This window comes from Brachyspira innocens ATCC 29796 (genome assembly GCF_000384655.1).
GTDB classification, from domain to species: Bacteria; Spirochaetota; Brachyspiria; order Brachyspirales; family Brachyspiraceae; genus Brachyspira; species Brachyspira innocens.
On record NZ_ARQI01000126.1, the window covers coordinates 26,790 to 41,273 of the forward strand.

The window sequence follows — 14,484 nt, forward strand, 5'->3', positions numbered from 1 at the left end:
TTTATTTTCTTAATGCAAACAAAAAAATTAAATAAAGAAATTTAAATTTTGTTGTAATACTTGACATTACAATTGTAGTATAGTATTATTGTAATGATTATAGTTACAATAAGGATAAACAATGAATAAATTATTATTTTTAATAGATTATCTTATTAAAGAAGGTAATTATGAATATAATAAAGAATTAGAAAATGCATTAAAAGAAAATAATGAAGAAGTACTGTATAACTATTTCAGATATTTAATGAATATAAGACTTCCAAACAATATAAGCGAAGAATATCTTAAAATAGAAGATGAATATTTACAAGAGAGATTAAAAAATAAAATAATAACAAATATAGAAGATATAAAACCTATAAGAGATAATTTATATTTATGGCAGGGAGACATAACAACATTAAATATAGATGCTGTAGTTAATGCTGCCAATTCTTCTATGCTTGGCTGTTTTATTCCGCTTCATAAATGCATAGATAATGCCATACATAGTGCTTCTGGTACTAGATTAAGATTATGCCTAAATAACATAATGAAAGGAAAAACTGAGGATACTGGAAAATGTATAATAACTAAAGCATTTAATTTACCAAGTAAATATATACTTCATACAGTAGGACCTATAATACAGAATAGTGTTTCAAAAAAAGATGAAGAGCTTTTATATAACTGTTATAAATCATGCTTAGAAACTGCAAAAGACAATAATATAAAAAGCATAGCATTTTGCTGTATATCTACAGGAGAGTTTAAGTTTCCAAACAAGGAGGCTTCTCAGATAGCGGTAAATGCTGTAAAAGATTTTTTAAATAATAGTAAATATGATATAAAGATATTATTTAATGTATTTAAAGATTTGGATTATGAACTTTATTATAATATTTTAAAATAATTAGGAGAATCATAAATGAATGAGCAATTAGAATTAATAAAAAAATTAAAATCAAGTATAGAAAAATCAGATTATATATTAATAGGGGCAGGAGCAGGACTTTCTGTTTCTGCAGGATTTTCTTATGACGGTGAGAGATTCGATAAATATTTTAGTGAATATAAAGATAGATACGGTTTAACTGACATGTATAGTGCAGGATTTTATAATTATCCTACTTTTGAAGATTTTTGGGGATATTTTTCGCTTCTTGTGTATGTTAATAGATATGATATACCAGCAGATGAAACTCATTTAAATCTATTAGAAATAATAAAAAATAAGAATTATTTTGTTATAACAACAAATGTTGACGGAAGATTTGAAGAGGCAAAATTTGATAAAGAAAAATTATTTAAAGTTCAAGGAGACTATTCTCTTTTTCAATGTTCTCTTCCATGCAGAAATGAAACTTTTTATAATGAAAAACAAATAAGAGAAATGGTAAAGTCAAGAAAAGATTTGAAAATACCAAAAGAACTTATACCAAAATGTCCTCATTGCAGCAGAAATATGTCAATGAACTTAAGATGCGATAATACTTTTGTGCAAGATGATAATTGGTATCATTCTATGGATAGATATAAAAAATTCTTAAATGAAGCAGAAAATAAAAATATATTATTTTTAGAATTAGGGGTAGGTTATAATACACCTGCTATAATAAAATATTCTTTCTGGGATATGGCTTTAAAAAATGAAAACTCAATTTATGCATCTGTAAATTTAAATGATTCATATGCACCTGATAATTTGAAAGAACGCTCTATATGTATAGATGATGATATATCTAAAGTTTTAAAATATATAAAAAGTTAAAAATTTTAGTTGTAATATTTGACATTACAACTAAATCATGTTATTATAATTGTAACAATAGCTATTACAACTCTTTAATTTAAAGAAAATATTTTATATAAAAAAGGAGAATTAAAATGAAAATTGCAATAATAGCAGCAAACGGAAGAGCCGGAAAATTAATCATGAATGAGGCATTAGAAAGAGGGCTAGATGTTACAGCCATAGTAAGAGATAAAACAAAAATAAATAATTCAAAAGCAAAAGTTATAGAAAAAGATTTATTCGATTTGACAAAAGATGATTTGAAAGAATTTGATACTGTTGTAAGTGCATTCGGAGTATGGGAAGAAAAAGAACTCAATAAGCATTCGTCTGCAATGGAGCATTTATGTAATATACTTGCAAATACAAACATAAGACTTATGGTAGTTGGAGGAGCTGGAAGTTTATATATAGATAGCGGCAAAAAATTAATGGATAGTGAAACTTTTCCTGATATATTCAAACCTCTTGCAAAAAGTATGTCAAAATCATTTGATATATTAAAAAATAAAAAAGATGTTTTATGGACTTATGTATCTCCTTCTGCTGATTTCCAAGCTGATGGAGAAAAAACAGGACAATACAATATAGGATTTGATGAATTACTTTTTAATTCAAAAGGTGAAAGTTCTATTAGTTATGCTGATTATGCTGTAGCTTTTGTTGATGAGATACAAAATAAAAAACATTTAAATCAAAGAATAACATTCTGTTGTAAATAACAATTATTAAAAAATATAGAAGTTAATAGTATATTATTTTTTATCTATTAACTTCTATGAATAATAAATATTTTAATTTTTATATTATTTAATATTTTTCACATTGGCATTATTAATAATCTTTTTATAAGGCATTAAAATATATTCATTCATTTTGTCTTTCATTTTCTTTTGTATTGAAGGAATTGATATTAAAGCACCTACTAATTTCATCTGCAGCATTTTCATTCTTTGTTTTTGAGGGAAGTCATAGATATGATGTTTTTTATAGTATTTATGATCTTCTTTCATAAGTCCCTGCATTATGTATATCAAGTCCCTGAATATCTTCATTCCTCCTACACCATAAAAGTTTTTAGGACGAGTGCATTTATTATCCATAGCATATTTCATTATAGATGATAACTTTGAAAGTTCATTGCAGGCATCATCATTATAATCATATGCAATATGAGTGAGAAAATTACCTCCCACTTCAGAACGTGATTCTATAAGTGTTTGCAAATTATATTCTCTTTCATAATCCCCACTTATTATATATCCTATAGGCATACCTTCTGTAACAGTTCTATGCCCATTGCAGAATTGCCTGTCATCATAAATTTTAAAACTCGAATGCGTATAATGATTTTCTATTGTAAAAGCATATATAATCGAATCGGCCTTCTGTATTTCATTTCTCAAAAAATCATCAAATCCATCTTTATAAACACATTTGCCAGTAATAGCACAGCCGAAACAACCAAGACAGCCTCCATGAAAATTGTATTCTCTTATATTTATTTCTCTAGTTTTATAAGGAAATACTGACTTAAAATCTTCAATCATATTTCTTAAACTTTCATCATTATTGGTACAGTTAGTTAGTATTAAAACATCTTTTGAATTATCTTTTTCTTTTGAATTGTTAGTATATTTTCTCTTATATATAATTTTTTCTTTTCTATCTGATATATCTGAATTAATATTTAAATTATTCTCTATACAAAAAATTAAATAATTAAAAAAGTTTATAGCATCTTCCTGACCTTCTTTTTTCATGAGGTCTTCCATGTCAGCAGAAAGCCCTCTTATATATTTTAATCCTAAATCTAAACAATTTTCTTCCATAAACTTATGTGCTGTAATATCATAAAAATGCTTTGAAGTAGAAAACTGCGTTGCAAATTTATTTTTTATGTTAATATTATTTTCTTTTAATAATTCTATAAATCTATGCAGCTGATATGGTACTAAAAAAGTGTATACAGGATAAGAAAATATAATTAGATCTGTTTTTTCAAGTTCTTCTTTTATCTCGTTAAAGTTTTTTTCATAATATTTTATTTTTTGCCCAACGTTTAAAAATGAAAATTTATGCTCTGTAAATAGTTTTTCTAAAAATAATAAAGTTTGTAAAGTTATGCTGTTATTGCCTTTGGGGCTTCCATTTATAACTAGAATGTTCATTTTTTAGTCCTTTAATTAATAATACTATTATATTTAATAATAATAAAAGCTCAATATAAAAATTAAAATATAATTTATTAAAGATATTTGTCTGATAATAAAGTTTTTATATGCTTAAGTTTTACATAAAATCATTCATATGTTATACACTTTATGATACTTAATCCTATACATTTAGCATGTCATACAGAATGCTTTATTTCAAATTAGACCATATTAAATAAATATATTTTAGGATTAATTTTTTGTTAAAATATTTATATTTTTTTAAAATAGTATTATAATAGTATACTTCTATTATTTAATAAGGTTTTTATTTTTATGAATTTTTCAATATTATTATCATCTATAATAATTATTCTTTGTATAATTGTAAGTAAAATTTCTACAAAAGTAGGAGTTCCTTCTCTTTTGCTTTTCCTTGTTTTGGGAATGATATTCGGTACAGACGGAGTTTTAAAAATACGTTTTGATGATTATAAAATAGCAGAACAGCTTTGTACTATAACATTGATATTCATTATGTTTTACGGAGGATTTGGTACTAATTGGAAAGCGGCAAAACCTGTTGCAAGCAAGGCATTTTTGCTTTCATTTATAGGTACTTTTATCACGTCCATGGTTACTGGGGTATTATGCTACTTTGTACTTAAATTCGGACTTTTTGAAAGTTTTTTAATAGGCTCTGTTATAGGTTCTACGGATGCAGCTTCGGTATTCTCTATATTACGTTCAAGAAGTCTTAACCTTAAAGACGGTTTAGCTTCATTGCTTGAGCTTGAGAGCGGAAGTAACGACCCTATGTCATATATGCTTACTGTTATATTTTTGGGGCTTTTAGGAAAAACATTAACTAGTCCGTTATCTATTATATACATGGTTTTTGCTCAGATAGTTTTTGCTTTGGCAGTGGCAGCTTTGGTATCATTTATGGCCTATAATATGCTTAGGAGATTCAAATTCCCAGTTAATGGCCTTGATACAATATTTGTACTTGCTGTGGCATTGCTTTCATATTCTCTTTCTTCTATAATAGGCGGAAACGGATATTTAACTGTTTATATAGTTGGAATAGTGCTTGGAAACAGCAGCATCAAAAATAAAGTTACTTTGGTTCATTTCTTTGACGGAGTTACTGGACTTATGCAGATGGTTCTTTTCTTCTTGTTAGGACTTTTATCTTTTCCTTCAAGAATATTTAATGTGGCACCTACTGCTATATATGTAGCACTTTTTGTAACTTTTGTGGCAAGACCTATAGCCGTATTTGCTATACTAACTCCTTTTAAGGTATCATTAAAAAAACAATTGCTTGTTATGTGGGCTGGACTTAGAGGTGCTGCTTCGATAGTATTTGCTATATTTGTAATAGTTAATAATAATTCTATAAGTTATGATATATTTCACATAGTATTTTTTCTAGCTATAATATCGGTATTATTTCAAGGTACACTGCTTCCTATTATAGCCAAAAAGCTGGATTTGGTTGATTCCGATGAAAATGTACTTAAAACTTTCAACGACTTTGTTGATGATTCTGATATGGAGCTTATACAGATAACAATACCGCCGCATCATCATTGGGTTGGAAGACCTATAATGGAGATAGAGCTTCCAGAGGATTCTATTATTGTAACTATAGAGAGGGGAAATACAACTATTATACCTAATGGAAAAACTGTTATTGAGGCTGGAGATGTTGTTATACTTAATGCTAAAAGAACTAAGTATTATGATATAAGTTTAAGAGAGATACATATAAATCTTCATCATCCTTGGAGAGATAAGGAATTGAAAGATTTAAATTTACCTAAAAATAATTTGATAGTTATGATAAAAAGAGATGGCGGAACTGTTATACCAAGAGGAAATACTGTGATAAGAGATAAAGATATTGTATTATTAAGAGATGTATGATATTTTGACATTTATTTTTTACCATATCTTTTATAAATGGTTATAATAAATAAGTATTTTTCATAAATAATCTCCCACTTTTATTTAGCTTTACCCTTTTAAAGCTAAATAAAAGTGACTTTTTATTTCTATCCGCATTATAATTGACTTTTTTACATTTTGTTAGTATACTCAAAATAAATATTTATTGGATACCTTGTTTATGTTAGATGATTTTTATACAGATGATATAAAAGCTATAGATGCCAGATTTGAAGCTCAGAAAATAGCTTTTGCACCTATAGTATTTCAAGCAGCAAAATGTATGATAGATTTTAATATATTAAATATTATAGAAAATAGCGGTGAAAATGGAATAACTGAAGAAGATATATTAAAAAATACAAGTTTATCTCCTTATGCTCTTTCAGTTTTGCTTGAATTAAGTTTGGGTCTTTGTCTGATAAAAATAGTTAAAAATTCTAATCCTTATAAATATGTTTTGGGTAAAATAGGTTTTTTCCTTATCAATGATAATCTTACAAAGGTAAATATTAATTTTGTTAATGATATATGTTATAACGGCATGTTTTATTTAAAAGACAGTCTTATAAATTCCAAACCAGAAGGACTAAAAGTTTTTGGAAATTATGAAACCATATATAAAGGACTTTCATCAATACCTGAAAAAAGTAGAAAGAGTTGGATAGATTTTGATAATTATTATTCTGATAATTGCTATTATAGTTCTCTTCCTATCATATTTGAGAAAAAAAGAAAAAATATAATGGATATAGGCACTAATACAGCAAAATTTTCTATATCAGCACTTAAATATGATAATGATGTAAAATGTTCATTAATAGATTTAGAAGGACAGATAGAGCTTGCCAAAAAAAATATAGAAGATAATCATTTTTCAGATAGGGTAGAGTATTTCCCTATGAATATATTAGGCAATGAAACCCTGCTTCCTTATAACTGCGATGTGGTATGGATGAGTCAGTTTTTGGATTGTTTTTCTATAGAGCAGATTAAGTTTATAATGAGAAAAGTAAAATCTGTATCAGATAAAGATACAGACATATTTATTTTAGAGCCGCTTTGGGATAAGCAGCAGCATTTATCTGCAGCTTTTTCTATACAGGCAACTTCCTTATATTTTACAGCAATTGCTAACGGAAGCAGTAAAATGTATCCGTATAAACTTCTGAAAGACACAATAGAAGAAGAGGGATTTAAACTTGTAAATGAATATCATAGAATAGGAAATACATATCATTCGCTTCTTAATTTTAAAATTTTAGTATAACGGATTTGTTTCTTCCAGTTTCTTTGGCATTATATAATGATTGATCTGCCTGATGTATAAAAGTTCTTAAACTTATATTTCCTTCTTTTACAGCACCGCCTAAAGAAGCAGTAGCTTTCAGTGAATATTCATCAGTAGAGAAATCGCTTTCCATTAGATTTATTCTTATTTTTTCCATAGCATTATAAAGTTCATCTCTTTTATTTATATCAAAAACCACAATAAACTCTTCTCCGCCGTATCTTCCAAGCACAGATTTATGTACAATACTTTTTAATGCTTCCTTCATCACTTTTGAGGCATTCTTTAATACATGATCGCCTATATTATGTCCGTAGCTGTCATTATAATGTTTGAATTTATCCAAGTCTATTATTACAATAGAATATATATGTCCGCTAATTTCTTTTTCCTCAAGATATTTTAGTATATATCCTCTATTATAGAGACCAGTAAGTTTATCTCTGTTTGCCAAAAATGATAACTTTTCACTGTAAAGTATTATAGATAAGTAATTTATTAATATTTCAATTTTTTCTTTATCTTTTGTGCTATTAATTAGTATAAAGCCGAAATTATTTCCTCTTGCAAATAATTTATATTTTTTATTATTATCTTTATTATCTATTACAGATTTATTTGCAGATACATACCATAAATTAGCTTCATCGTTACCTTCTTTATAAAAATAAACAGCAAAACTTTCTATTACATTTTTTGAGCTAGCCTCAAATGTTTTTATTATTCCGTCTACAGAGAAAGGCTCTGGTATTTCATTTAACGTATTAATAATTTTTATAATGTCATTCATAATGATGTATTATACTCAAATAGATATAATTGTAAATAGTAATATATATAAAAAATATTAAAAAATAAAAAAGGACTCATAAAAATGAATCCTTTTTATATGTATATTTTTAATAATTATATTATTATCTTCTTCCTCTTAAAAACTTCTTAATAGGTATAAAGTCAGCAGGATTCAAAGCTACACCATTTCTTCTAACTTCAAAGTGTAAATGGCTTCCAGTAGATCTTCCAGTGCTTCCCATTCTTCCTATCATAACACCAACGCCTACATTTGCTCCTGCTTTTGTAGTTATAGAATTAAGGTGTCCGTAATATGTAGTGTATCCTTTATCATGTCTTACTATTACCAAATTTCCGTATCCGCCGCTGTATCCTGCAAATATAACTTTACCTTTTCTTGCGGCATATACTGGTGTATTTAGTCTTCCTGGTATATCAACACCCATATGTTTAGTTCTTACTCCAGTAATAGGGTGTACTCTGTATCCGAATACGCTGCTTATTCTAGTTATAGTTGTAGGAAGACTGAACATCTGTCCGAATTTATCTATTCTTTCATCTAAAGTATATTTAGCACCAGGTAGGAATATATCGTCTCCTTCTTCTATATTTGAAGCATCAGATATTTTATTGAAAGTAAGTACTCTTTTTAATGAAACATCATATCTTTCTGTAACATCTTCTATGGATTCGCCTTTTTTCATAGTATATAATAGACCATTTCTGTTAGGCACTATGATTTTTTGTCCAGGTCTTAATCTATTTGCATTGCTTATTTTATTAACACTCACTAAAGTATCCAAATTAGCACCTATTTTTCTTGATATAACAGTGAGATTATCTCCTTCTTCTATTATATACTCATCATATTTCATTCCTATAGTTCCGTCTCCTACCAATGTATTATCAGAAGTTATAGTATTATAAAATATATCTGTGGCATTTTCTATTGTTACAGCAGAAGTTACAGTTGGAACATCAGATAAACTAGATTCAGGGCTGCTGGATAATTGTTCAGGCGACATTTCATCTAATACTTTATTATATGCTACATTAGAAGGCAGTTTATCCTTTGGAAGTATTGCTGCATTAGAAGTCTGACGCATATTCATTATTAAGAAATTGGCAAGAAATAGAAATAGTGAAAATGATACAACAGTTAATACGAATTTCTTAATTAAACTTGAAAACATTTTGTTTGGTTTATTTTCATTATACCTTGTAGAATGTACAAAAGTGGTTCTTATTCTAGGCGAATTATTTTGAAATTTTGACTTGATACCTTCGAGTATATTTTCTATATGCAGAAATATACCTTTGCTTTTTCTGATTTTTGTGTACTTAAATTTGTTATTTTTCATGTCTCTGTTAAATTAATACTAAATGTTTTTATTAAGAAATAATTTCTTCTAATATACAAACATTTTTTAGTATTGTCAATAGTTTAATATTCTTTTTTTAAATTTAGTTTCTTACTTATAATACATAATCGGCAATTTCTTTAAATGAATTTAAATAATAATCATTATTATTTAAATTTATCAAAATATTTTTATCAGTTATACCATACAATGCCAATATGCATTTTATTTTGGAATTAACAGCAAATTTATAATCAGGCACACCATCTCCAACCATAATAGTTTCATCTTCTTTCAAATTATAATCATTTTTTATACCATACCATATATTAACATCAGGTTTCCTGTACGGATAAACACCATCTCCTATCAAAGACTTAAAAAATTTGATTATATTTAATTTTTCTGTTGTTTTTTTAACCATTTTATTTGGCTTATTGCTTATTATAAACATATTAATACTATGTTTGTATAATAGCTCTAATGTATCATAAACTCCGCTGTATAATTTGGTATTATCAACACAATGCTCTTCATAATATTTCATATAAAAGCTGTATACTTCCTCTTCAATATTTTCATTATTATTGTATTTATTTATAGCACGTTTTATAAGTACTCTAGCACCATTGCCCACAAATTTATGGGCATCTTCAATTGTGATGTTTTTTAAGTTAAAATGTGTAAGCGTTGTATTTACGCAATGGTAAATATCATCTATAGAATCTACTAAAGTACCGTCCAAATCGAATATTATATTTTTAATCATTTTTTGTCCGTTTTTAATTAATTGTTAGTATTTTGTAGTTTTTCCCTGTTTTGTACTTTTTTTATTCCTCTTACAGTATTATTTCTAAGTTCTTTTAATTCTCTTTTTAATCTTCTTTTTTGATATGATTCCAATCTATCTATAAATGATATTCCATTTGTATGATCTATTTCATGCTGAAGTACTTTTGCTATATATCCTTCGGCTTCAAGTATTTGTTCATTTCCTTCTTTATCTAAATATTTTACTTTTATCTCTTTATATCTTGCCACATCATCTCTTATTTCTGGAAATGATAAACAACCTTCTTCTAATATTTCTTTTTCTTCTCCATGCCATATTATTTCTGGGTTTATAAGTGCTAGTTTGAAGTCTGGTTTTGTTTCATCATCAAAATCAGGTACTGATATAACTATAAGTCTTTTTAATACTCCTATTTGAACAGCTGCAAGTCCTACACCTCTCTCTTTATACATAGTTTCAAACATATCATCTATTAATGCAAGTATTTCATCATCTATTTTTTCTATTTTTTCTGATACCTGCTGAAGTCTTTCATCTCCATATATAACTAACTCTCTAAGCATATTTTTATTTTCTCCTAAAAAATTATCTGTAAAAATTATATATTTATTATTATAAAGTAATACTCATTATCAATTAATATTAAATTTCCTATATAATATTAAATTTTTTGCTTATAGTCAAGACATTTTTTATATTAGGTTTACATAATTTTTTTGTATAAATTGATTAAATTCCTTTGACAAATGATTATTTTGTAGTAGAATAACATTATTATGATGAAAGTGGCATATTTTGATTTGGATAAAACTATCTTAAAAAAAGATTCAATAGTTCCTTTTATGAAATTCTATTTAAGAAAGAATCCTTCTAGTTTCATATATTATATAGCTTTGCTTCCTTATTTTATTTTATTTTGTCTAAAAATAATAAATAATGAGAGTGTAAAGTATAGAATAGCACATATATTTAGAAATATAGATATAGAGTTTGGAAATAAAATAGGAAAAGAGTTTGCAGATACTGTAGTGCCATCTCTTTATTATAGGGACGCTTTGGAAGAAATAAAGAAATTAAAAAGCAAAGGCTATACACTGGTTTTAGTTACAGCTAGTTTTGAGATTTACGCTAAATATATAGCAGAAAATTTGGGGTTTGATAGATGTATGGGTACTGAACTTTGGACTTTTAGAGGAAAGTATACTGGTTATATGTACGGAAGAAACTGCTATGGTACTGCTAAAAGATACAGGCTATTTACAGAGCATTTTTTTCCTAAACATAAAGATAAAAATATAGCATACAGCGACTCTATAAGTGATTTACCTCTTTTTGAATTTGCCGACACTAAAATATGCGTTAATCCTGATAAAAGATTAAAAGAGCATGCTTTAAATAACAAAAATAAAGGCTTTATTATAGTTAATTGGAGATAAAATTATGTTAGCTAGTGAAAGTGTAAATAATATTAATGTGGATGATGATATCAAAGAGGTTATAAAAGAAAGTAATGATATTGTTATAGAAAAGATAAACAATTTAATAGACATAAATAATATTTCTTATGCTAAAAAACTAGCTTTAGAATTAATAAAAAAAGATAATAAATATAAATATGGATATTTGGTTTTAGCAGATATATACTACGAAGAAAATGATTTTAATGCTGTAATAGAATTAATGGATAATGGGCTTAGTTTTATAAAAGATGATAAGGATTTGCTTGAAAATAAGATTGAAGCACTTATAAATACTTATCAATATGATAAAGCTAAAGATGTAATAGAAAAACTTATATCTATTGGAGATATTAATTCTAGTATTTACGGTCAGTATGGGATTATATTATCAATGGAAGGAAAGCATAATGAAGCTATAGAAAAGTATAAAAAGGCTGTATCTATAGATAATGATGATGTTTTATCTATGATTAATATGTCGGTAGCATACAGAGCTATGTATAAATACGATGAAGCTTTTGATATTTTAGAAAGAGCATTAACTATAAATAAAAATGATGTTAATATTATAAACAGAATTAATAATATTAAATATTTAATAGATAATTCTAAATTTGATATAGATAAATTCACATCAATTGAAGCAAATCCAGACAGATTTCATTTGCTTGTACCAGAGAATTTTAATGCATATATAGAGGGTTCCTTACTAAAAATAGAAAGCCCAGACAATAGAATATCAATTATAATAAGTTACAGCAATGAAAAATATGATGAAAAGGCTATAAAAGAGTTATTTGACAGCTTTAGAGATAGAAGAGGGGAGCTTTATTCTATTATTAAGCCAATATCTATAAAAAACAGAGAAAATTATAATGATTTATTTGCAGAGTTCGTTTTTACATCAAAGATAAATAAAAATGACTTTTTTAATGCTATAGCTGTAGTAAGTAAAGGAAATGAATCTATAATACTTACAATTTCCTCTACTGTTACTATAAGCAATAGTTTAATATCATTTGCATACGATGTTATGAATAGTTTATATTTTAAATGATTTTTTGGTATTATTTAAAAATCAATATCTTTATTTTGTATATTGCTTAATAATTTTTCTACTAATAATACCAAAGTTTCTTTTTCTTTAGATGACATATTGTGAAACATTATTTCATTATTTTTTTTAATATCTTCAAATACAATTTCTTTAACCTTTTTGCTTTTAGGAGTTAAATATATTTCTTTATATCTTTTATCTTCACTGCTTATTTTTCTTTTTATAAATCCTTTTTTTTCCAATCTGTATAGAGTTCCAGCTATTGTAGGATTACTTAAACCTAAAAAATTTTCTATATCTCTTTGATTAATAATTTTCTGCTCATTATGATAAAGAAACATTAATATATCCATTTGTGAAGATGTTAATTTATGTTTATCCAAAAATTTATTGAATCTGTTATCTAAAGCAGTATGAAGTTCTTTTATTAATTTTCCTATAAACACATCTTCCATATAAATATTACCTCTGTACAAATTGTATTATAATAATATAATATATGAATTTTTATACAAAAAACAAGAATATAAAAATAATTTAATATAACTGTTGTAATTTTGTATTTTTAATATTAACTGTATTAAAATGAAAAATTGCAACAGCTTTAATAGTTTTACACTTATACTTTAGCGAATCATATTCTATGCTTGTCAATGATATTAAGGTTATTTTGGCGAAGACGCACAAATATCAAAATTAAAAAAACTAGTTTTTTAAAAAACTATATTTATTTAGGTATATAATAAAACTATTTGTATATTTCATAAAAATTGTCGTATTCTATATCATTTTCTTTTAATATATTAGTTAATTTATCTTTTAAATGTATTTCGCTTTCCCAAGACATTCCGCATCCTGCAGATATTTCGCTAGGTATTGATATTATTTTGCCAAGAAGCTCATTCGTTTCTGACATAATATTTTTAAATGATTTTTCGGCTCTCATAACATCTGTTGTGGTATTAAAAGTTATTATTAATCTTTTATCTTTGATTTCTTCTTTTTTTTCTGTATTTGAAGAGTTTTGTTTTATTTTATTTTTATTAGATGCATTTTTTTCAAAACCAATGATAGCAGCTCCTATAGCACCTGCATATTGTCCTCTGCTGTCTGTAATAACTTTTCCGCCTAATGTTTTTTCTAAAGTTTTTATTAAATAATCAAATACACATAATCCTCCAGTAAGGAAGTATGTATCATCTTTAAACTTTCCGCAAAGAGATGCTACTTTATTTGCAACAGAGTTTACTATTGCATATGCTATTTCATTTTTTTGTTTTCCGCTTGCTTTAAGACTTATAACTTCTGTTTCTGCAAATACTGTACACATAGAGCTTATAACAACATCAGTATCATTACATTTTTCTGCCTCTTCAAGAAGAGTAGGTATAGAACAGCCCAAAGAGTTTGCCATTAATTCTATAAATCTTCCAGTACCAGCAGAGCATTTATCATTCATAATAAAATTGTCTACTTTACCATTTTTTATGCTTATTATTTTTGTATCCTGTCCGCCTATATCAATTAAAGTTCCGTTTAAATTATTGAATAAAAAATTAGCACCTTTGGCATGACAAGTAATTTCAGTTACAGTTTTATTTGCATATTCTATTGATACTCTTCCATAACCTGTACCTGTAAAATATGAGTTTTCTTTATTTATATTTTTTTCTTTAAGCATTTCTAATATTTTTGAAGCCGCTTCTACACCAGACCAGCCTGTAGGAATCATAAATAATTCTGTCAAATCATTTTTTTCATCATCAAAAACTGCCACCTTTGAAGCAGTTGAGCCTATATCTATACCAATATAATACATTTTATTTTTCCTTTATATTTTATTT

The 14,484-nt window shown here is 26.3% G+C and carries 14 protein-coding genes; 7 read left to right on the plus strand and 7 right to left on the minus strand.

Translation table 11 applies throughout. The features are described 5' to 3' along the window. Window positions 1-121: 121 nt before the first annotated feature. The 3 genes from F811_RS0112695 (at window position 122) to F811_RS0112705 (ending at window position 2,499) form a co-directional block, all read left to right on the plus strand. A complete protein-coding gene (locus tag F811_RS0112695) occupies window positions 122-895 on the plus strand; it encodes a protein-ADP-ribose hydrolase (RefSeq protein WP_020005613.1) in 774 nt (257 codons plus the stop codon). Between the two features lie 15 nt (window positions 896-910). Beyond that, entirely contained in the window at window positions 911-1,753 is an 843-nt protein-coding gene (locus tag F811_RS0112700) for an SIR2 family NAD-dependent protein deacylase (RefSeq protein WP_020005614.1), read from the plus strand. Window positions 1,754-1,869: 116 nt separating this feature from the next. Further along, window positions 1,870-2,499 (plus strand): NAD(P)-dependent oxidoreductase, encoded by a 630-nt coding sequence (locus F811_RS0112705; protein ID WP_020005615.1) that lies wholly within the window; start codon window positions 1,870-1,872, stop codon window positions 2,497-2,499. Between the two features lie 84 nt (window positions 2,500-2,583). On the opposite strand, the gene F811_RS0112710 is transcribed toward F811_RS0112705, so the two are convergent. Beyond that, complete coding sequence (locus F811_RS0112710; protein ID WP_020005616.1) at window positions 2,584-3,948, minus strand: NAD(P)H-dependent oxidoreductase; 1,365 nt, start codon at window positions 3,946-3,948, stop codon at window positions 2,584-2,586. A gap of 321 nt (window positions 3,949-4,269) precedes the next feature. Here F811_RS0112710 and F811_RS0112715 point away from each other — a divergent pair, with 321 nt between their 5' ends. Both F811_RS0112715 and F811_RS0112720 read left to right on the plus strand, forming a co-directional pair. After that, the gene (locus tag F811_RS0112715; protein ID WP_020005617.1) at window positions 4,270-5,865 is read left to right on the plus strand and encodes a potassium/proton antiporter; all 1,596 of its coding nucleotides are present in this window, start codon (window positions 4,270-4,272) and stop codon (window positions 5,863-5,865) included. 202 nt (window positions 5,866-6,067) lie between these two features. Further along, on the plus strand, window positions 6,068-7,156 hold the full coding sequence (locus F811_RS0112720) for a class I SAM-dependent methyltransferase (protein WP_020005618.1): 1,089 nt from the start codon (window positions 6,068-6,070) through the stop codon (window positions 7,154-7,156). Here F811_RS0112720 and F811_RS0112725 read toward each other — a convergent pair. The 4 genes from F811_RS0112725 to def all read right to left on the minus strand — a co-directional run bounded on the left by F811_RS0112725 (window position 7,140) and on the right by def (window position 10,686). Beyond that, entirely contained in the window at window positions 7,140-7,967 is an 828-nt protein-coding gene (locus F811_RS0112725) for a GGDEF domain-containing protein (protein WP_020005619.1), read from the minus strand. The two genes, F811_RS0112720 and F811_RS0112725, sit on opposite strands and share 17 nt — an antisense overlap. Window positions 7,968-8,091: 124 nt before the next feature. After that, window positions 8,092-9,330: a M23 family metallopeptidase gene (locus tag F811_RS0112730; RefSeq protein WP_020005620.1), complete on the minus strand. Its 1,239-nt coding sequence runs from the start codon at window positions 9,328-9,330 to the stop codon at window positions 8,092-8,094. Between the two features lie 115 nt (window positions 9,331-9,445). Then, window positions 9,446-10,099: an HAD family hydrolase gene (locus F811_RS0112735; RefSeq protein ID WP_020005621.1), complete on the minus strand. Its 654-nt coding sequence runs from the start codon at window positions 10,097-10,099 to the stop codon at window positions 9,446-9,448. A 17-nt stretch (window positions 10,100-10,116) separates the two neighbouring features. Further along, complete coding sequence (gene def, locus F811_RS0112740; RefSeq protein WP_020005622.1) at window positions 10,117-10,686, minus strand: peptide deformylase; 570 nt, start codon at window positions 10,684-10,686, stop codon at window positions 10,117-10,119. A gap of 213 nt (window positions 10,687-10,899) precedes the next feature. Here def and F811_RS0112745 point away from each other — a divergent pair, with 213 nt between their 5' ends. Beyond that, window positions 10,900-11,559, plus strand: coding sequence for an HAD family hydrolase (locus F811_RS0112745; RefSeq protein ID WP_020005623.1), 660 nt, complete (start codon window positions 10,900-10,902; stop codon window positions 11,557-11,559). Between the two features lie 4 nt (window positions 11,560-11,563). Then, window positions 11,564-12,640, plus strand: a complete 1,077-nt coding sequence (locus F811_RS0112750) for a tetratricopeptide repeat protein (protein WP_020005624.1) — start codon at window positions 11,564-11,566, stop codon at window positions 12,638-12,640. Between the two features lie 14 nt (window positions 12,641-12,654). Here F811_RS0112750 and F811_RS0112755 read toward each other — a convergent pair whose 3' ends face one another. Continuing rightward, window positions 12,655-13,095, minus strand: a complete 441-nt coding sequence (locus F811_RS0112755) for a MarR family winged helix-turn-helix transcriptional regulator (RefSeq protein ID WP_020005625.1) — start codon at window positions 13,093-13,095, stop codon at window positions 12,655-12,657. 293 nt (window positions 13,096-13,388) lie between these two features. Continuing rightward, a complete protein-coding gene (locus F811_RS0112760) occupies window positions 13,389-14,459 on the minus strand; it encodes an acyl-CoA dehydratase activase (RefSeq protein ID WP_020005626.1) in 1,071 nt (356 codons plus the stop codon). Window positions 14,460-14,484: the final 25 nt, after the last annotated feature.